Raw genomic sequence first — 20,942 nt, forward strand, 5'->3', positions numbered from 1 at the left:
ATCCTAGAAGAAGAGTCTTTCAAGCGGCCCCGCTGGCAGGGTGAGCTGCAGCAGCTGCGAGAAGATGGCCCAGACGACGAAGCTGAAGACGATGCCGAAGGGGATCGAGAACCAGAGCTTGCGGCGGCCGAACCCGCGCGCGGTGAAGGCGAATAGGATGCCGGTCGCAATCGAGAAACCGGCGGTCTTCAGAAGCAGCATCTGCGCGGCAAGGCCGGCGATGACCCAGACGACTGGAGCGATTTCCTGATGTTCGCGCTCCGGGAACTCGCCGCGAAAGGCCTCAAAGACCGTCCAGATCCCAAGGCCGATCAGCCCGATGGCAACGGCCTTGGGTGCGGTGGCCGGTCCGATACGGGCATATTGCGCGATCGTCTTGAGATGCGTCGCGTCCCAGAGCATCACCGCAGCAACAACGAAAAGACAGATGGCAATGACCAGCGCCGCCCAATCCGGGCGACGCTTCGTTGCCAAGGGTGCGCTACCCTGGCTCATTGAACAAGTCCGATCTCTTTGAGGATGCCTTCGGTCGCCGAAACATCCTTCTCAAGCTGCGCCTTGAAGGCGTCGCCGGCAAGGTAGGTGTCGGCCCAGCCCTTGGTCTTCAGGATTTCCTGCCAGCTTGCGGACTTCGACAGCTTGTCGAAATCCGCAGTCACGGCAGCCGTCTGCTCGGGCGTCAGGCCGGGTGCCGCGGCAATCATCCGCCAGTTCTGCACGCTGACATCGACGCCGGCTTCCTTCAGCGTCGGGGCGTCAACGCCGTCGATGCGCTTGTCGCTGGAGACCGCGAGCAGACGAAGCTGGCCGGCCTTTACCTGTGACTCGAACTCGCCGTAGCCTGAGATGCCAGCCGTGACCTGTCCCCCGAGAATGGCTGCAAGCGCTTCGCCGCCGCCGGAGAAGGCGACGTAGTTGATCTTCGTCGGATCGACGCCGGAAGCCTTGGCGATCAGGCCGACCGCGATATGGTCAGTGCCCCCCGCCGAACCGCCGCCCCAGGAGACCGAGCCCGGGTCCTGCTTCAGTTTGGCGACAAGATCGCCCATCGTCTTGATGTCGGACGCAGTCGGGACGACGATGGCTTCATATTCGCCGGTAAGGCGGGCGATCGGCGTGACGTCCTTCAGTGTGACGGGCGACTGGTTGGTGAGGATCGCGCCGACCATGACATAGCCGCCGACGATCAACGCATTCTGATTGCCGCTGTTCTGGCTGGCGAACTGCGCCAGGCCGATGGTACCGCCCGCGCCCGGAACGTTCTGAACCTGAACGTTGCCGCCGATGCCTTCCTTCTGCATGACGGCCTGTAGCGAGCGTGCCGTCTGGTCCCAGCCGCCGCCCGGCGCTGCCGGCGCCATGATGGTGTAGTCGCCCGCATAAGCCGGCAGCGCGATCGCGGCTGCAAAAATGGTCGCAAGGAAAGTGTGCTTCATAGTGTGTCCTCCATGGCACGGCTGAGGACCGCGCAATTGTTCTCGATGGAATCGGGAAGGCACACCGCAGACGGACTCGAGGTCCGATAAAACAAGTGAAATTCCTCCCGAAACTTCTGCTCTCCGCCTCCACGGACCAGAAGTTATGCGAAACGGACCACAATAAGCTGTCATTTAGCTGACATCCGCCGGTTATCCAGTAACGCCGGCACCTTTTTGCCGCATTTGGCGGATGTGACATGGCCTGCCGTGACCCTGCCGCGTGCTGCGAAATAAAAACGCCATCGCTGAAACCTGATTGCGCCGTCGGCGTTTCGGGTCTGAATGAGGGAGATGGCGCTGTGAGTGCTCCTCTCGATATCCAGATAAATGACAATGACCGTCTGCGGGACGTATGGAGCGTGCGGGATTTCGCGCGACGCCACAGATTGGACAAGGCAAGGAGAAGCGCCTCCTGACCCTGTTCGGATCGTTTGCGACGAAACAGGAGCTGCTAGCGAACGGGCAGCGGCCGTGCCTTTTCCGCTAAGCGCCACGAAGACGGGGTTGCCGAGGCTGCCTGATTACTCGGCGGCTGCCTGGCTCTTTGACACGACGGCCGGGATCCGAAGCGTGAAGCGCGTCGTCGGATCGCATCGGCGGCGAGCTCTCGTTCAGGAAGCAAGGGGCGTGAGAAAATGTGGGGATGCCGAAGGATAACCCCGCCGAACCGCCGCGGCGTATTCGAGGGCTTCGGATACCTTTGCCGGCCAGTACGGCTTCGAGACGACGCCCACCGCACTGCCGCTGTCGCGAACCATTTCCGGATTGCCGGTCATGAAAACGACAGTCACTCCGTAGGCACTGGCCAGGCACTTTGCGATCGAGGGACCCGTGATGCCATCGGCAAGGTGCACGTCGACCAGCGCCACCTCGGCCTCCCGTGCAAGCTCGATGGCCTCATGGAAGTTGCGTGCCGGACCAATCACCTCGTGCCCAAGAGCCTGAACGATGGATTCAAGATCGAGCGCGATGAGCAACTCGTCTTCGACAATGAGAACTTTCATGCGGAAATTGCCCGTCTCGATCAAGCGCTCTTCTGCGCGAGTACGGGAAACGGCTATCCCCGACGTTGGTTCCCCGGCGTCGAAAAATCTAGTCGAGAGGCGGCGGGCCTCCTCTGACGTCATCTGTCACTGCGTGCGCAGCACTTCGTTCCAGCGTGCAATCAGCCGGGCACGCTTGACCTGATCGAGATAGACCATCAGGCCGGGGCTCACCGGCACCGGCCGCAACTGTGCGCCCAGCAGTTCCTGCATGGTATTGGCCGTGTTCTCGCCGGTCACCTCGGGGCTGACGGCCGGGATCTGCAATTCGCGCGCCATGATGGTCTGCCCCTCCTTCGACATGAAAAACGAGAGGTAGCGGCGCCCGAGCTCCGGGTCGGCTGCGGCCTGCGGCACCAGACCGATCCGCGACATCACCACGGTATAGTCCTTCGGCAGCACGATGCCGACATCAGGGTGCCGTTTTGCCCAATCGGCGGCGTAGGAGCCAAGAATATTGTAGCCCAGCACGAAACGTCCGTCGGCCACGCGCTCAAGAATGGCCGAGCTTGTCGAATAGAGCTTCACCCCCGCCGCTCCCATCGCTCCGATGACTGACCAGATATCGCCGAACTGCTCCTGGTCTCGCGCCATGAACAGGAAGCCGACGCCCGATCGCTCGATGTCGTAGGTGCCGATGCGCCCGTGCACGGCGTCCCCCTTGCGCTTCAGGTAGTCGACGAACTCGGCCCGCGTACTCGGCGGCGGCTCGCTGACGAAACTCGGCTTGTGGTAGACGAAGACCGCCGGCTCGAAGGTCAACGCATAGGCGGTGTTGCGCCAGTTCGCCCATTTCGGCCAGCGCCCGCTCATCGGCAAGTCGCTCGGCTGCGCGTAGCCGTCATTGGAGAGCTTCACCTGCAGGTCCATGGCCGAGGAAAAAGCAAAATCCGCCGTTCGCTGCCCGGCATCGGTTTCCCTGACGATGCGATCATAGATCTCGCCGGTGAGCATGTCCTCGTATTTGACCGCCACATCGGGGTTCGCATCCTGAAATCCCCGAATCATCGGCTGCGCCAACGGCTCGTCGAGCGACGAATAGACCACCAGCACGGGCGCATTCGGGTTGGCCGATTTCGCTGGAAAAAATACTTCGTCCGCGAGCGCAATGCCCGGGCAAAGCATCAAAAGTGCAAGTAAAGTCAGTCTCCTCATCCGCCTAGAATGCATGACGGCGAAGACCGGCACAAGGGACCGGCACAAGGGACCGGCACAAGGGACCGGCAGACAGCGCCGCGACTGCGACACGCCCTCCAAAGACGTATCGGCGACGCAGGACAAAGCCCGCCAAAACCGCTAAAGTCTATCAAACCTACCGCGGAGGATGCATTGGAGCGACGACTGACCGCCATTCTCGCCGCCGACGTTGTCGGTTACTCCAGGATGATGGGCGTCGATGAAGCGGGAACGCTGGCAGCCGTCAACCGTCATCGCAGCGAACTGCTGGAACCCGCGATCATCAAGCACAGCGGCCGGCTGGTGAAGCTCCTCGGCGATGGGCTGCTGGCGGAATTCGCAAGTGTCGTCAACGCGGTCGCCTGCGCCGTCGAAATCCAGCGCGCCATGGCGCAACGAAGCGAAGGTATCGCGCAGGAGCGCCGCATCCAGTTGCGGATCGGCATCAATCTTGGAGACGTCATTGTCGAGAACGGCGACATCTTCGGAGACGGAGTGAACCTTGCGGCACGGCTGGAGGCAGTGGCCGAGCCCGGCGGCATCGCCGTCTCGCAGACCGTCTGCGATCAGATCGGCACGCGGCTGGGTCTGCATTTTGAGGACCGCGGCCAGCAATCGCTGAAGAACATGCAGCACCCTGTTCGCGTCTACGCCGTGCGCTTCGATCAGCCTGCGGAGATAGCCGGGTCGCCTGCCAGCGCTGGCATTCCCGACCAGCAGTCGATCGTGGTGCTGCCCTTTACCAACATGAGCGGCGACCCCGATCAGGAATATTTCTCCGACGGACTGACGGAAGACATCATCACCGACCTGTCGAAAGTCTCCGGCCTCCTGGTGACGCCGCGCAACACGACATTCGCCTACAAGGGCCGGCACGCGAAGATTGGCCACATCGCCCGCGAGCTTTCGGTGCGCTACGTTTTGCAGGGCAGCGTGCGCAAATCGGGGGACCGCGTCAGGATCAGCGCGCAGATGATCGACGCCGGAAACGAAGATCACCTCTGGGCAGATCGCTACGACCGGGACCTGACCGATATCTTCGCGATCCAGGACGAAATTGCCCACGCCATCGTCGGTCAGCTGAAAATCAAGCTCAGGCCGGAAGAAATACGGGCGATCGAAACCGAGCCGACCAGCAATGTCGAGGCGTATACCTACTACCTCCGCGGACGCAAATTCGCCCGCTCGATGACGATGTCCTACCTGAGCCTGGCAAGACGGATGTTCTCGAAAGCCATCGAACTGGACCCGGACTATGCCCGCGCCTATGCGGGGATTGCCGATTGCGATTCTGCCCTTCACGTCTGGTATGCAGCCGAGTTGCCGATCCAGGAGATTCTCGAAATGAGCGCCAAGGCACTGACGCTGGATCCCGACCTTGCCGAAGCCCACGCGGCGCGGGCCATAGCCCTGCATCACAATGGGCAGGACAATGAGGCCGATCCGTATTTCGAGCGGGCGCTTGCGCTGGATCCCAATCTTTTCGAGGCGAATTTCCATTTCGCCCACCGGCTTTTCAAGCGAGGACAGTTCGAGCAGGCAATCGTCTATTTCGAGCGCGCCGCATCCATCTATGCCGACGACTACGTCTCCCCGATCCTTTTGGCGGCTGCCTGCCGCTCGCTCGGCCGCGTGGAGGAGAGGCGAAAATGGGCAATCGAAGGCATTGCCCGTTCCGAGCGGGCGTCCGAGCAGAACCCCGGCAATTCTGCACCCGTCCACCGCGCAGCGCTGGCTTACGCGCAGCTCGGAGACCGGAGCCGCGCGCTATCCTGGATCACGCGGGCGCTTGCCATGGACCCGAACGATGTCATCACGCGCTACAATGCCGTCTGCGTTCACGCCGTTCTCGGCGACGTAGACCACGCCATCTATCTTCTCGAGCGCCTGGTGCCGAACAGTTCGTCCTACCAGCTCGGCTGGTTCACCAACGATTCCGACCTCGACAACATCCGCTCCGACCCGCGTTTCGACAGGCTGATGGCGGCCATCGCGCAACAGTAGAGGCCTTGCGGCCCTGTCCGCAGACAACGGACGGTGACAGCGTTTCCGCCGCCCTGTAATCTGCACCGAAAATCAAGGGAATATCCGTGCGCATTCTACTGGTCGAGGACAATATCGCGCTGGCCGATGGGCTATCGGCCATTCTACGCGGCACCGGCCATGCCGTCGATGTCGTCCACGACGGCGCCTCGGCAAATGCAGTCACGGCCGCCGAGGCCTTCGACCTCGTCGTGCTCGATCTCAACCTTCCGGAGGTGGACGGCCTCGACGTGCTGCGCGCCATGCGAGCCCGGAAAAACCAGGCTGCCGTGCTGATCCTCACCGCCCGCGGTACCCCGGAAGAGCGGGTGAAGGGGCTCGATCTCGGCGCCGACGACTACCTCATAAAGCCCTTCGATATTGCGGAATTCGAGGCGCGCGTGCGGGTGCTGCTGCGCCGCCAGGCCGGCCTTCACTCGGCGACAGTGAGCTTCGGCGGCGTCTCGCTCGATCTCAGGTCGCGCGCTTTCTCGGCCGGCTCGACGCCGATCGACATCCCCGCCCGCGAACTCGGACTTCTCGAAATCCTCTTCATGCGCGCCGGCAAGGTCGTCGCCAAGGATGCGATCATCCAGTCGCTGACCGCCTTCGACGACGACATCTCGACAAATGCCATAGAGCAATATGTCAGCCGCCTGAGGAGGCGTCTCTCGCCCTATGGGCTGACGGTGAAGACCGCGCGCGGCATCGGCTACTATCTCGACAAGCTGCCAGGGGCTCCATGACGGCGGCTTATTCGCTTCGACGCAGGCTGCTGTTCTGGCTGCTGATATCGACCGCCATCATTGGCATGGTGGCGCTGGCCGACACCTATCGCGAGGCGGTGCAGACTTCCAACATCGTCTCCGACCGCGTGCTTGCCGGCTCTGCCCTTGCGATTGCCGAACGCGTCGTCGTGGCCGAGGATGGCTCGCTGCAGGTCGATATTCCCTATGTCGCGCTGGAGATGCTGACCTCTGCAGCACAGGACCGCGTCTTTTACCGGGTCGACGGACCGCCGGGAACGTTCATCACGGGCTATCAGGCGCTTCCGGTTCTCAAGGGAACACGCGGCGACAACGCAGCTTTTGCCGACGACACGTTCCGCAGCGAACCGATCCGCGTCGCAACGCTCAGGCGCTCGGCCTCGACCGGTATCCGCTCCGTACCATTCACCGTGACCGTCGCCGAGACGACGATCGCCCGGCGCCAGCTCGCACGAGCAATCCTTGTCCGTTCGGCGCTGCGTCTCTCGCTGATGATAGCAGGTGCGGCCATCATCGTCTGGATATCCGTCACCGTGGCGCTGCGCCCGCTCTACGAGCTGCGCGACGCCATCGGCGAACGCAGCCCCGACGACCTGCACCCGATCCGGCAGTCCGTTCCGAGCGAGGTCCAGCCGCTGGTCGATACGGTCAACGGCTTCATGGTACGCCTGCAATCGGCGCTCGACGCGCTTCGAAATTTCACCGGCAACGCCAGCCACCAGTTGCGCACGCCGCTTGCGATCATCCGCACCCAGCTTGCCCTGTCCGCCCGCGCCACCTCGCTCCCGGATGCGCAGGTTGCAGCCCTCAAAGGCGACCAGGCGGTCGCCCATGCGGAGCGGATCCTGGCGCAGCTGCTTCTGATGGCCAAGATCGACGCGGCTGCGGCAAGGGAGGCTTTGACAGCCTCCTCGATCGATCTGACGGCGATCGCGCAGGACATCACCGGCGAACTCATTCCAGCTGCAGGAGCCGCCGGCATCGATCTCGGTTTCGAAGGCGACGGCCCGCAGACCATCCGCGCCGAGCCGCTTTTGATCGGCGAACTCCTGCGCAATCTGGTCGGCAATGCCATCGCCTATGCCGGCGAGGGAGCTGAGGTGACGGTCCGCATTCGCCGCAAGGACGATTCCGTCCGCCTCGAAGTCGAAGACAACGGCCCCGGAATTCCGCCGGAGAAACGGGCCGCCGTGCGCCAACGCTTTTCCCGCGGCAACCAGTCCGGCCCCCCCGGTGCAGGGCTTGGATTGCCGATCGTCGAAGAGATTGCAGGCCTCTTCAATGCCGCCCTCGACCTGGAGCCGGCGGCCGGCGGCAAAGGGCTCAAAGCGACAGTGACTTTCGCCAGCGCTGTCTAAACGCCTAGCGGCATTAACCTTTCCGCCTTGCATTCTTTCGCTGCATTGCACACACTGCCTTCGGGAACAGCAAATGCCGCGCAAAGACGTGGCGCCGGATAAGGCAAGATATGTCAATCAAAGCCAGCATCTATCATCTGACGCACTACAAATATGACAGGCCGGTCCGTCTCGGCCCACAGGTCATCCGCCTGAAACCCGCGTCGCATTCGAAAACCAGGGTGATCAGTCATTCGCTGAAGGTCACGCCGTCCAATCACTTCGTGAACCTGCAGCAGGATCCCTACGGCAACTATCTCGCCCGCTACGTGTTTCCGGACCCGGTCACCGAATTCAAGATCGAGGTCGATCTCGTCGCCGACATGACGGTCTACAATCCCTTCGATTTCTTTATCGAGGAGAGCGCCGAAACCTGGCCCTTCGCCTATCCGGAAGACATCAGCGACGATCTGAAGATCTACCTGCAGCCGCAGCCGATGGAGCCGGCGCTTGCGGCCTATGTCGCCGGCATCGACCGCACCCCGACACGCACCATCGATTTCATCGTCGGGCTCAATGCACGTCTGAAGCAGGACATCGAGTACGTCATCCGCATGGAACCCGGCGTCCAGACGCCCGAGGAAACGCTGCGGCTTGCCCTCGGTTCCTGTCGCGATTCAAGCTGGCTGCTGGTCGAAATCCTTCGCAACCTCGGGCTCGCCGCCCGCTTCGTGTCGGGCTATCTCATCCAGCTGACGCCTGACCTGAAGGCGCTCGACGGCCCCTCCGGCACCGACGTCGATTTCACCGACCTGCATGCCTGGTGCGAAGTCTATCTGCCCGGCGCCGGCTGGGTCGGCCTCGACCCGACCTCCGGTCTTCTGACCGGCGAGAGCCATATCCCGCTCGCCGCCACCCCGCATTACCGCAACGCCGCGCCGATCTCGGGCGCGCTCTTCGGCCAGGCCAACACCGAATTCGATTTTGACATGAAGGTATCGCGCGTTGCCGAGCATCCGCGCATCACCAAGCCTTTCTCCGACGACAGCTGGGACGAACTCAACGCGCTCGGCGCCAAAATCGATCGCATCCTCGCGGCCGAGGACGTCCGCCTGACCATGGGGGGCGAACCGACCTTCGTCTCCATCGACGACTTCGAGTCCGCGGAATGGAACACCGAGGCCGTCGGCCCGACCAAGCGTGAAAAAGCCGACCAGCTGATCCGCAGGCTGCGCGAGCGCTTCGCCCCCGGCGGCTTCCTGCACTACGGCCAGGGCAAATGGTATCCCGGCGAAAGCCTGCCGCGCTGGACCTTCTCGCTCTACTGGCGCAAGGACGGCAAGCCGATCTGGCAAAACCCGGAGCTGATCGCCGGTGAAGGCAAGGATACAGGCGTCAAGCCGGAAGACGCCTCGAACCTCCTCAACGCGATTGCCAGGGAATTGGCGATCGAACCCGACATGGTGCTGCCGGCCTACGAGGACCCGGCCGAATGGATCATCAAGGAAGGTAGCCTGCCTGAGAACGTCGATCCTTCGAATTCCAGGCTGAAGGACCCGGAGGAGCGCAGCCGCATCGCCCGCGTCTTCGAACGCGGCCTGACCACCCCGACAGGCTACATCCTGCCGGTTCAGGCCTGGAACGCCAAGGCCTCGGGCCACCGCTGGGTCAGCGAGAAATGGCGCACCCGCCGCGGCAAGATCTTCCTCGTGCCCGGAGACAGCCCGGTCGGCTATCGCCTGCCGCTCGGCACCCTGCCCTATGTCCCCCCGGCCCGTTACCCCTATATCCACACCGCAGATCCCTCGATCCCGCGCCAACCGCTTCCCGAGGTATTCGTTCCCGCCGGTCGCGCCATGCCGGAAGCGTCCCGCCAGAGCGATGACAGCAGCCAGAACCGTGTCGAGCAGACGGTCGGCGAAATCGGCGGCGCCGTGCGCACCGCGATTTCGGTCGAACCGCGCGACGGCAGGCTCTGCGTCTTCATGCCGCCGGTCGAGCGGATCGAGGATTACCTCGAACTGGTCGCAGCCGCCGAAAACGCGGCCGCCGAACTTGGCCTCCCCGTCCACATCGAAGGCTACTCGCCGCCGCCGGACGAGCGCATCAACGTCATCCGCGTCGCGCCAGATCCCGGCGTCATCGAGGTCAACATCCATCCCGCCTCCAACTGGCAGGATTGCGTCGACATCACCACGACGATCTACGAGGAAGCGCGCCAGACCCGCCTCGGCGCCGACAAGTTCATGATCGACGGCCGCCACACCGGCACCGGCGGCGGCAACCACGTGGTCGTCGGCGGTGCAAACCCTGGCGACAGCCCGTTCCTGCGCCGCCCGGATCTGTTGAAGAGCCTGGTGCTGCACTGGCAGCGCCATCCGGCCCTCTCCTACATGTTCTCCGGCATGTTCATCGGCCCGACGAGCCAGGCGCCGCGCGTCGACGAGGCCCGTCACGACAGCCTCTACGAGCTCGAAATCGCCATGGCGCAGGTGCCGGCGCCGGGCCGAGGCGCGCTGCCGCTCCCCTGGCTGACCGACCGTCTGTTCCGCAATCTTTTGATCGACGTGACAGGCAACACCCACCGGGCCGAAATCTGCGTCGACAAGCTGTTTTCGCCGGATGGACCGACCGGGCGCCTCGGCCTGGTCGAGTTTCGCGGCTTCGAAATGCCGCCAAACGCGCGCATGTCGCTTGCCCAGCAGCTTCTCGTCCGCGCCCTCGTCGCCCGCTTCTGGACGAACCCGGCGGACGGCACGTTCGTGCGCTGGGGAACTTCGCTTCACGACCGCTTCATGCTGCCGCATTTCGTCTGGGCCGACTTCCTCGACGTGCTGGCCGATCTCCGCCAGAACGGCTTCGATCTCAGCCCGGAATGGTTCAAGGCACAACTCGAATTCCGCTTTCCCTTCTGTGGCGAGGTCGAATACGAGGGCTCGAAGCTCGAACTGCGCCAGGCCCTGGAACCGTGGCACGTCATGGGCGAGGAAGGTGCCATCGGCGGCACCGTGCGTTATGTCGACAGCTCCGTCGAGCGCCTGCAGCTCCGCCTCGAAACCAGCAATTCGTCGCGCTACACGGTCACCTGCAACGGCCGCACCATGCCGTTGACACCAACGGGCACATCAGGCGTCTCGGTCGCCGGCGTTCGCTTCAAGGCCTGGCAGCCGGCGTCGGGATTGCACCCGGTTCTGCCGGTCAACACACCGCTGATCTTCGATATCTATGATACATGGTCGAAGCGTTCGATCGGCGGCTGCATTTATCATGTTGCCCATCCGGGCGGGCGTACCTATGACACTTTCCCGGTCAATGGTAACGAAGCGGAAGCAAGGCGTCTGGCGCGATTCGAACCATGGGGACATACGGCGGGCAGCTACGTTCCGCACGCCGAAACGGGTTCCCCGGAATTCCCGCTGACGCTGGACCTGAGGCGACCGGCAGGACTTTAGACTTAGGGTTTTATGGGCAAGAAACCGGCAAGAGAGCTGAGGACAGACATCAGGGACCGTATCGGCAACGATGCGGCCCGCGGCTATGCGCCGCTTCCCGGCATCGCAGACGAGATGGTCGACAACACAGGTGCGATCCGCCCCGTCTGGCAACGTTTCATCTCGCATCTCAATCGCATCCCCGAAAAGGACCTGACCGAGCGCTTCGCCCGCGCCGAACGCTACCTGCGCGATGCCGGCGTGTTCTACCGCGCTTACGGCAGCACAGGCAGCGCCGAGCGCTCCTGGCCTCTCTCTCACGTTCCCGTGCTGATCGACGAGCGCGAGTGGCAGACGCTGTCCGCCGGCCTCGTGCAGCGCGCCGATCTGCTCGAGGCAACCGTCGCCGACCTCTATGGTCCCAACAGGCTGGTGGAGGAAGGCGTTCTGCCGCCTGCCCTCATTGCCGCCAACCCGGAGTTCCAGCGCCCGCTGGTCGGCGTCAAGCCGGCCGGCGGCCACTACCTTCACTTCTGCGCCTTCGAGATCGGCCGCGGGCCTGACGGCAACTGGTGGGTTCTGGCCGACCGCACCCAGGCGCCATCCGGCGCCGGCTTTGCGCTTGAAAACCGCGTGGCGACAACGCGTGCCTTCTCGGACATCTACGCCGAAACCCCGGTCCATCGGCTGGCCTCCTTCTTCGGCGCTTTTCGCGACGCGCTACAGGGCATGAAGCACAGCGGCGACGACCGCATCGCTGTCATGACGCCGGGGCCGGCCAACGAGACCTACTACGAACACGCCTATATCGCCCGCTATCTCGGCTTCATGCTGCTCGAGGGCGAGGATCTTGCGGTCGTCAACGGCAAGGTCATGGTGCGCACCGTCGCGGGCCTGAAGCCGATCAGCGTCCTCTGGCGCCGCCTCGATTCGGGCTATGCCGACCCCCTGGAGCTGAACCAGAATTCGCACATCGGCACGCCGGGCCTTGTCGAGGCGCTGCGCGCGGAAAACGTCACCATCGTCAACGCCCTCGGCACCGGCATTCTGGAAACGCGCGCCCTCCTCGCCTTCATGCCGACGATCTGTCGCGAGCTCTTCGGCGAGGAACTGAAGCTGCCGTCGATCGCGACATGGTGGTGCGGCCAGAAGAGCGAGCGCGAGCATGTTGCCGCGAATATCGAAAAGATGGTGATCGGCCCGGCCTATTCCCGCGCGCCGTTCTTCGACGACAACGGCGAGTCCGTGCTCGGGTCCGCCCTGCGCGCCAATGCCCGGGATTCGATCGGCGAATGGCTGAATTCCGACGGTCCGAAGCTCGTCGGCCAGGAAACGGTGACGCTGTCCACCACACCGGCCTGGGTCGGCGGCAAGCTGACGCCGCGGCCGATGAGCCTGCGCGTCTTCGCCGCCCGCACCGCCAACGGCTGGCAGATCATGCCGGGCGGTTTCGCCCGCATCGGCGCCGGCGACGACGTCGCCGCGATCGCCATGCAATCGGGAGGAGCTGCAGCCGACGTCTGGATCGTCAGCGACAAGCCTGTCGAGCGCCACACGCTGCTTCCCGCCGAAGGCAGCTTCACCCGCAACATGCCCGGCAGCCTGCCGAGCCGCGCCGCCGACAACCTCTTCTGGCTCGGTCGCTACATCGAGCGGGCCGAAGGCGCACTGCGCATCCTGCGCGCCTGGCACGCCCGCTTCGCAGAAGCCGCCGATCCGAGCCAGCCGCTGCTGGCCGACGTTTCGCAGTATCTCGCCGCGGTCGACATCGACACCGAGGACGCGGTGCCGGAAACCCTGCTGCGCAACATCGACAGCGCCGTCTATTCGGCAAGCAACATCCGCGACCGCTTCTCGCCGGACGGCTGGTTGGCGCTGACCGATCTCGCCAAGACGGCGCGGCGTTTTCACACGACGGTTTCGCCGGGCGACGACGCCAGCCATGCGATGACGATCCTGCTGCGCAAGCTCGCGGGGTTTGCCGGTCTCGTGCATGAAAACATGTACCGCTTCACCGGCTGGCGCTTCCTGTCGCTCGGCCGCCACATCGAGCGAGCGCTGCATATGACGCGCCTGCTCGGCCACATGTCAGGCACCGACGCCCCCGACGGCGCGCTCGACATGCTGCTGGAGATCGGCGACAGCGTCATGACCCACCGCCGGCGCTACAACGTCAACACGGCGCGCCTGACGGTCACCGATTTGCTGGCGCTCGATCCGCTCAACCCGCGTTCGATCCTGTTTCAGATGAACGAAATCCATCGCGAGGTCGAGCAATTGCCGAATGCGCTCGTCAATGGCCAGATGTCTCCCTTCTACCGTGAGGCCATGCGCCTCCACTCCGGCCTCGCCGTGATGACGCCGGAAGCCATGAGCGACGACGTCTATCACCGTCTCGAACGCGAGCTGGAGCATCTGTCCGATCTCCTGGCGCAGACCTACCTGGGGTAACGCCGGTGCTCTACGATCTCTCGCTGCACATGGGCTACATCTACGACACGCCGGCCTCGGGCGCGCGCCACATCATGCGGCTTATGCCGCTGTCGCTGCCCGATCGCCAGCGCCTGGTCGCCGGCTCGATCAGGGTCTCGCCGACGCCGGAAGAGCAGTCGAACTTCGTCGATTTCTTCGAACATCCGGCAACCGCCTTCATGGTGCGCGCTCCGCACGAGAAGCTCGATATCCGCATGCAGGCCCGCGTGCAGGTGGACAGCCATTCGATTGCGGCGGACTTCTCGCCCTTGCTGACGCGTCTGCCGGACGAGATCGCAGGCGTCTGGTCGCTGAAGCCGGCTTCACCGCATCATTTCCTCGGCAACAGCCCGAGGCTGACCGAGACGCGGGCGATCTCCGACTACGCAAAACAGGCGCTGGCGCCGTCACGCACCGTCCTGCAGATCGCCAATGCACTCTGTGCCAGCATCCACAAGGATTTCACCTACGATTCCGACGCCACCTCCGTGGATACGTCGCCGCTGGAAGCCTTCCGGCTGAAGCGCGGCGTCTGCCAGGATTTCGCGCACGTGATGATCCTGGCGCTGCGAAGCCTCGGCATTCCCGCCGGCTACGTCTCCGGCTTCCTGCGCACCATTCCGCCGCCGGGCAAGGAGCGCCTGGAAGGTGCGGACGCCATGCATGCCTGGGTGCGCGTGTGGTGCGGCACGACGCTGGGCTGGGTCGAACTCGACCCGACCAATAACATTCCGGCCGGCTCCGACCATATCGTCGTCGCCTATGGCCGCGACTATTCCGACGTCGCGCCCGTCATCGGCGTGTTGAAGAGCTACGGCAGCCAGCGCTCCGTTCAGGCCGTGGATGTTATCCCGCTGAAGTAGGCGAAGCGCACGAGCGGCGGAAGACGAAGACTCCACACTCTATGCGGGAATAGCTAATTTTTACCCTCTCAGGTATCGAAGCGGGCACGAATCCGCGCAGGAAAGCGACAATTCATTAGAATTATAGCGAACGCTTAAATTTGGCTTCAAGACATGCGGCGCAAGAGTGGTGGCATCAATGGGGCAACCAACTCAGGTGAACATGATGCGCACCTCGCATTCGCTGAAGACCAGCATGCTTAGGCTATTGAACGACCGCGGCGGAAACTTCGCGATGATGACGGCGATACTCATGCCGATTGTGATCGGAACAGCGAGTGTTGCGATCGATATTTCCAACGCGGCGCGATCGAAGGGGGAGTTGCAGGAAGCATCGGACTCCGCTGCCCTCGCTACAGCATCTGCATTGGCGGATGGCAAGATCACGACCGCTGGCGCCTCCACTTTTGCCAAGGATTTTATCGCTGGCCAGATGGCAAACTACTTGAGCGACACAACCGCTCTCAAGAATGCGACTACGGCAAGCGCCACGATGACGACCTCGGGCAATGCAACGAGCTACAGCGTCAGTGTCTCGTCTTCCTATAGCCTTCAGCTGAGCGGTCTCGCGCAGGTACTCGGTTTCAAGACCACGACCGTCGGCGCGTCAAGCCAGACGGCCAGCGGTTATTCCGAGACGCAGGGCTCCGTCTCGATGTTCCTCGCGCTCGATAAATCCGGATCGATGGGCGATCCCACGGCCACAATTAACGCCTCGCAGCCGACGATAAGCTGCGGAACCACGAAGAAGCCAAAGACCTGCGACAACTACTATACGAAAATTGAAGCTCTGAAACTTGCAGTCGGCAGCATGACCTCCCAATTGAACACCGCCGATCCCACGCATATCTATGCCCGCACCGGCGCCGTTTCCTACGATATCAAGGAATACACGGCAAGCAAGCTTGCCTGGGGCACCAGCGCGGTCACTGCTTACGTCAACGCGCTGTCTGCGGCGAACGGCACGAACTCCAGCGGCGCGATGAACACTGCCTATACATCCTTGACCGCCAAGAACAGCGCGGGAAATGACAACGAGAATGCGCTGCACCAGGCCAAGACCGGCCAGACGCCCAAAAAGTACATCGTCTTCATGACCGACGGCGACAACAATAACGACAGCAGTGGCGGCCGTTCATACGACACTTTGACCGAAGCGACATGCGACGCCGCCAAGGGCAAGAGCATTGAAATCTATACGGTCGCCTTCATGGCGCCTCCCACCGGACAGGCGTTGCTGAAATATTGCGCCACAGACGCGTCTCACTATTTCGCAGCAGAGAGCTTGAACGATCTGCTCGACGCCTTCAAGAAGATCGGCGCAAAGGCCGCGAACCAGACGACCCGCCTGACGAACTAGCAAGGGCATAAATGCCCCAGACAAGAAAAGCCGCCCCGGAACATCCGGGGCGGCTTTTCGTTGCGTCGCAAATCCCGCCCATCAAAGTCGGAAAACCGATTGAAATCAAGTTCTTTCAGCAGCCGGATGCGAGGCTTCGTCAATTTTCTCGTTTGCACAATTCACTTGTTGCAACTGCGTAATAACGGTGCATAAACTGTGCTTTAGTGCGTCAGACTAATCGATTGAACTAAGCATAACATACTGAAACCCAATCAGAATTGGCGAGGATTGACGATGAACACCGTTGCGAAGCCGACTATCCCCTCCCCCGCGCCCCGCAGTTCAAAGCCCGACATCCTCGCAGAAGAAATTATCGAACGCCTGACCTACCGCATCGGTAAGGATGCCAAGGTCGCCAAGCCGCACGACTGGCTGACCGCGACCATTCTCGTGGTGCGCGACCGGATCATCGACAAGTGGATGGAATCGACCCGCAAGGTCTATGCGACCGGTGACAAGCGCGTTTACTATCTCTCTCTGGAATTTCTCATCGGCCGCCTGATGCGCGATGCCGTCTCGAACCTCGGGCTGATGGAGCAGGTTCGCGATGCGCTCGCCTCGCTCGGCGTCGATGTCGCCGTCATCGCCGGCCTCGAACCCGACGCGGCGCTCGGCAATGGCGGCCTCGGACGCCTCGCCGCCTGCTTCATGGAAAGCATGGCAACGGTGGACGTGCCTGCCTATGGCTACGGCATTCGCTATGTGCATGGCCTCTTCCGCCAGCAGCTCGCCGACGGCTGGCAGGTCGAGCTGCCGGAAAGYTGGCTCGCCCACGGCAATCCCTGGGAATTCGAACGTCGCGAGAGCGCCTACGAAATCGGCTTCGGCGGCACGGTGGACGTCGCCAACAGCGCCGAAGGCGAGCCGCGCTACGTCTGGAAGCCGGCTGAGCGCGTCATTGCTGCCGCATTCGACACCCCGGTGGTCGGCTGGCGCGGCAACCGCGTCAATACGCTGCGCCTCTGGTCGGCGCAGCCGATCGACCCGATCCTGCTTGCCGCATTCAACGCAGGCGACCACATCGGCGCATTGCGTGAAAGCAACAAGGCCGAAAGCCTGACGCGTGTTCTCTATCCGGCAGACGCGACGCCTGCCGGCCAGGAGTTGCGCCTGCGCCAGGAGTTCTTCTTCTCGTCGGCCTCCCTGCAGGACATCCTGCGCCGCCACCTGCAGCAGTACGACGACTTCACCTCGCTGCCCGACAAGGTCGCAGTCCAGCTGAACGACACCCATCCGGCCGTGTCCGTCGCCGAACTCATCCGCCTGCTCTGCGACGTGCATGGGCTGGAGTTCGATCAGGCCTGGGACATCACCCGAAGCACCATCGCCTACACCAACCACACGCTTCTGCCGGAAGCTCTGGAAAGCTGGCCTGTCCCGCTCTTCGAGCGTCTGCTGCCGCGCCACATGCAGATCATCTATGCGATCAACGCCAAGATCCTGCTCGAAGCCCGCAAGAGCAAGAACTTCTCCGACACGGAGATCCGCTCCCTGTCCCTGATCGAGGAAAGCGGCGAGCGCCGCGTGCGCATGGGCAACCTCGCCTTCGTCGGCTCGCACTCGATCAACGGCGTGTCGGCGCTGCACACCGAACTGATGAAGGTCACGGTCTTTGCCGACCTGCACAAGCTCTATCCGGACCGGATCAACAACAAGACCAACGGCATCACGCCACGCCGCTGGCTGCAGCAATGTAATCCGGGACTTACGGGCCTTATCCGCGAGGCGATCGGCGACGACTTTCTGGACGACGCCGAAAAGCTGAAGCCGCTCGACAAGTTCGCAACCGATACGAGCTTCCAGGAGAAGTTTGCCGCGGTCAAGAGGGCCAACAAGGTGGCCCTCGCCAATCTTGTCGCCAGCCGCATGGGGGTGAAGATCGACCCGTCGGCGATGTTCGACATCCAGATCAAGCGCATCCACGAATATAAGCGCCAGCTTCTGAACGTCATCGAGGCGGTTGCCCTGTACGACCAGATCCGCTCGCACCCCGAGCTCGACTGGGTGCCGCGTGTCAAGCTTTTCGCCGGCAAGGCCGCGCCGAGCTACCACAACGCCAAGCTGATCATCAAACTGATCAACGACGTTGCCCGCACCATCAACAACGACCCGTCCGTGCGCGGCTTGCTGAAGATCGTCTTCGTGCCGAACTACAACGTCTCGCTGGCCGAAATCATGGTTCCTGCCGCCGATCTCTCCGAGCAGATCTCGACGGCCGGCATGGAAGCATCCGGCACCGGCAACATGAAATTCGGGCTGAACGGTGCGCTCACGATCGGAACGCTCGACGGCGCCAATGTCGAGATGCGCGACAATGTCGGCGACGACAACATCAAGATCTTCGGTCTGCGGGCCGACGAGGTGACGAACCTGCGCGCCGACGGCCACAACCCGCGTGCGATCATCGAAAGTTCCCGTGAACTGTCGCAGGCGCTGTCGGCCATCAGCTCCGGCGTCTTCTCCCCCGACGACCGCAACCGATACTCGGAGCTGATCGACGGGATCTACGCGCATGACTGGTTCATGGTCGCGGCCGATTTCGACGCCTACGCCCAGGCGCAACGCGAAGTCGACGAGCTGTGGACCGACACGCCTTCGTGGTACCAGAAGACGATCTGCAATACGGCTCGCATGGGCTGGTTCTCGTCCGACCGCACGATACGGCAGTATGCCAAGGAAATTTGGAGAGCCGGATGAAAACGCCGAAGGCTGCCCCCGACGTCAAGCTTCCCTGGGAAATTTCGGCGGACGAGATAAAGGCAATCCTCGCCGGTTCGCATGCCAACCCTTTCGCCGTTCTGGGCGTTCACAAATCAGGCAACGGCTACGTTGCGCGATGCTTCATTCCCGGCGCAGAGGAAGTGACCGCGATGTCGCTCGACGGCAGCGCCGTCGGGGAGTTGAAGCCGCAGCATCCTGACGGCTTCTTTGCCGGAACCGTGTCAGTGACCAAGCTGCAGCCGGTGCGCTACCGCGCCCGCCGCGGCGATGCGGAATGGGCGGTAACAGACCCCTACAGCTTCGGCCCGGTTCTCGGGCCGATGGACGACTACTACGCGCGCGAGGGTTCGGATCTGCGCCTGTTCGACAAGATGGGCGCGCACTGGATCAAGCACGAAGGCGCACAGGGCATTCATTTCGCCGTCTGGGCGCCGAACGCGCAACGCGTCTCCGTCGTTGGCGATTTCAACAACTGGGACGGTCGCCGCCACGTGATGCGCCTGCGCGCCGGAGCGGGTATCTGGGAGATCTTCGCGCCCGACGTTCCGACCGGTGTCGGCTACAAATTCGAGATCCGCGGGCAGGACGGTGTGCTGCTGCCGCTGAAGGCTGACCCCTTTGCGAGGCGTAGCGAATTGCGTCCGAAGACCGCCTCGGTGACCGCGCCCGAATTGCTGCAGGAATGGGAGGATGAAGCCCACCTGAAGCACTGGAGCGAGACGGACAAGCGGCGTCAGCCGATCTCGATCTACGAGGTTCACGCCGGCTCCTGGCAGCGCCGCAACGACGGCTCGTTCCTCTCGTGGGACGAAATGGCCTCAAGGCTCATCCCCTACTGCGTCGACATGGGATTTACCCATATCGAGTTCCTGCCGATCACCGAACACCCCTACGACCCGTCCTGGGGTTACCAGACCACCGGTCTCTACGCGCCCACGGCCCGTTTCGGCGAGCCGGAAGGCTTTGCCCGTTTCGTCAACGGTGCCCACAAGGTCGGCATCGGCGTCATCCTCGACTGGGTGCCCGCCCACTTCCCGACCGACGAGCACGGTCTCGGCTGGTTCGACGGCACTGCGCTCTATGAGCACGAGGATCCCCGAAAGGGCTTCCATCCCGACTGGAACACCGCGATCTACAATTTCGGGCGCACCGAGGTCGTTTCCTACCTCGTCAACAACGCGCTCTACTGGTCCGAGAAGTTCCATCTCGACGGCCTGCGCGTCGATGCCGTCGCCTCGATGCTCTACCTCGACTATTCCCGCAAGCACGGCGAATGGATCCCGAACGAATATGGCGGCAACGAAAATCTCGAAGCCGTACGCTTCCTGCAGAGCATGAACACCCGCATCTACGCCGAGCATCCAGGTGTCATGACCATCGCCGAGGAATCCACCTCCTGGCCGAAGGTGTCGCAGCCCGTCCACGAAGGCGGTCTCGGCTTCGGCTTCAAATGGAACATGGGCTTCATGCATGACACGCTGAGCTACATGAGCCGCGAGCCCATTCACCGCAAGCATCACCACAACGAGCTGACCTTCGGCCTGCTTTATGCCTACTCGGAGAATTTCGTGCTGCCGCTCTCGCATGACGAGGTCGTGCACGGCAAGGGCTCGCTGATCGCCAAGATGCCCGGCGACGATTGGCAGAAGTTCGCCAATCTAAGGGCCTACTACGCCTTCATGTGGGGCTATCCGGGCAAGAAACTGCTCTTCATGGGGCAGGAGTTCGCCCAGTGGAGCGAATGGAACGAGGCGGGCTCGCTTGACTGGAACCTCCTGCAGTACCGCATGCACGAGGGCATGCGCCGGCTGGTGCGCGATCTCAACTTTACCTACCGCAGCAAGGCTGCACTGCATGCCCGCGACTGCGAAGGCGAAGGCTTCGAGTGGCTGATTGCCGACGACCACGAAAACTCCGTCCTTGCCTGGCTGCGCAAGGCACCAGGCGAAAAGCCGATCGCGGTCATCAGCAACCTGACGCCGGTCTATCGTGAGAATTATGCCGTGCGCCTGCCGTCGGAGGGACGCTGGCGGGAAATCCTGAACACGGATGCCGACATCTATGGCGGCAGTGGCAAGGGCAATGGCGGCCGCGTGCAGGCCGTCAATGCCGGCGGCACCATCGCCGCGTCTCTGACCTTGCCGCCATTGGCGACGATTATGCTTGAACCCGAGACTTGAAGACTGGTGGG

At 62.8% G+C, this 20,942-nt stretch carries 13 protein-coding genes; 9 read left to right on the top strand and 4 right to left on the bottom strand.

The genetic code is table 11. From position 1 onward, the window contains the following. Positions 1–3: 3 nt before the first annotated feature. From AC1DMK_RS09355 to AC1DMK_RS09370, 4 genes are all read right to left on the bottom strand, one after another. Positions 4–495 carry a tripartite tricarboxylate transporter TctB family protein gene (locus AC1DMK_RS09355; RefSeq protein WP_477858555.1) on the bottom strand — a complete coding sequence of 164 codons (492 nt, stop codon included), beginning with the start codon at positions 493–495 and terminating at the stop codon, positions 4–6. Beyond that, the gene (locus tag AC1DMK_RS09360; RefSeq protein ID WP_477858557.1) at positions 492–1,436 is read right to left on the bottom strand and encodes a Bug family tripartite tricarboxylate transporter substrate binding protein; all 945 of its coding nucleotides are present in this window, start codon (positions 1,434–1,436) and stop codon (positions 492–494) included. Before AC1DMK_RS09360 ends, AC1DMK_RS09355 begins: the two co-directional genes overlap by 4 nt. Positions 1,437–2,089: 653 nt before the next feature. Further along, positions 2,090–2,482, bottom strand: coding sequence for a response regulator (locus AC1DMK_RS09365; RefSeq protein WP_477858559.1), 393 nt, complete (start codon positions 2,480–2,482; stop codon positions 2,090–2,092). 126 nt (positions 2,483–2,608) lie between these two features. Next, complete coding sequence (locus tag AC1DMK_RS09370; RefSeq protein ID WP_477858561.1) at positions 2,609–3,646, bottom strand: ABC transporter substrate-binding protein; 1,038 nt, start codon at positions 3,644–3,646, stop codon at positions 2,609–2,611. A gap of 204 nt (positions 3,647–3,850) precedes the next feature. Between AC1DMK_RS09370 and AC1DMK_RS09375 the strand changes: the two genes are divergently transcribed. The 9 genes from AC1DMK_RS09375 to glgB all read left to right on the top strand — a co-directional run bounded on the left by AC1DMK_RS09375 (position 3,851) and on the right by glgB (position 20,931). After that, the gene (locus AC1DMK_RS09375; RefSeq protein ID WP_477858563.1) at positions 3,851–5,701 is read left to right on the top strand and encodes a TPR end-of-group domain-containing protein; all 1,851 of its coding nucleotides are present in this window, start codon (positions 3,851–3,853) and stop codon (positions 5,699–5,701) included. 86 nt (positions 5,702–5,787) lie between these two features. Next, entirely contained in the window at positions 5,788–6,465 is a 678-nt protein-coding gene (locus AC1DMK_RS09380; protein WP_477858565.1) for a response regulator, read from the top strand. Beyond that, positions 6,462–7,844: a sensor histidine kinase gene (locus AC1DMK_RS09385; RefSeq protein WP_037069559.1), complete on the top strand. Its 1,383-nt coding sequence runs from the start codon at positions 6,462–6,464 to the stop codon at positions 7,842–7,844. The genes AC1DMK_RS09380 and AC1DMK_RS09385 overlap by 4 nt, the downstream gene beginning before the upstream one ends. 110 nt (positions 7,845–7,954) lie before the next feature. After that, on the top strand, positions 7,955–11,275 hold the full coding sequence (locus AC1DMK_RS09390) for a transglutaminase family protein (protein WP_477858568.1): 3,321 nt from the start codon (positions 7,955–7,957) through the stop codon (positions 11,273–11,275). Positions 11,276–11,287: 12 nt separating this feature from the next. After that, positions 11,288–13,705 (top strand): circularly permuted type 2 ATP-grasp protein, encoded by a 2,418-nt coding sequence (locus AC1DMK_RS09395; protein ID WP_477858569.1) that lies wholly within the window; start codon positions 11,288–11,290, stop codon positions 13,703–13,705. Positions 13,706–13,710: 5 nt separating this feature from the next. Beyond that, positions 13,711–14,589, top strand: coding sequence for a transglutaminase family protein (locus tag AC1DMK_RS09400; protein ID WP_477858570.1), 879 nt, complete (start codon positions 13,711–13,713; stop codon positions 14,587–14,589). A gap of 205 nt (positions 14,590–14,794) precedes the next feature. Next, the gene (locus AC1DMK_RS09405; protein WP_477858600.1) at positions 14,795–15,988 is read left to right on the top strand and encodes a vWA domain-containing protein; all 1,194 of its coding nucleotides are present in this window, start codon (positions 14,795–14,797) and stop codon (positions 15,986–15,988) included. Between the two features lie 276 nt (positions 15,989–16,264). Beyond that, positions 16,265–18,727 (top strand): glycogen/starch/alpha-glucan phosphorylase, encoded by a 2,463-nt coding sequence (locus AC1DMK_RS09410; RefSeq protein ID WP_477858572.1) that lies wholly within the window; start codon positions 16,265–16,267, stop codon positions 18,725–18,727. Then, a complete protein-coding gene (gene glgB / locus AC1DMK_RS09415) occupies positions 18,724–20,931 on the top strand; it encodes a 1,4-alpha-glucan branching protein GlgB (RefSeq protein WP_477858574.1) in 2,208 nt (735 codons plus the stop codon). The genes AC1DMK_RS09410 and glgB overlap by 4 nt, the downstream gene beginning before the upstream one ends. Positions 20,932–20,942 lie beyond the last annotated feature (11 nt).

The sequence above is a fragment of the Rhizobium sp. 05L419 genome, from assembly GCF_056397845.1.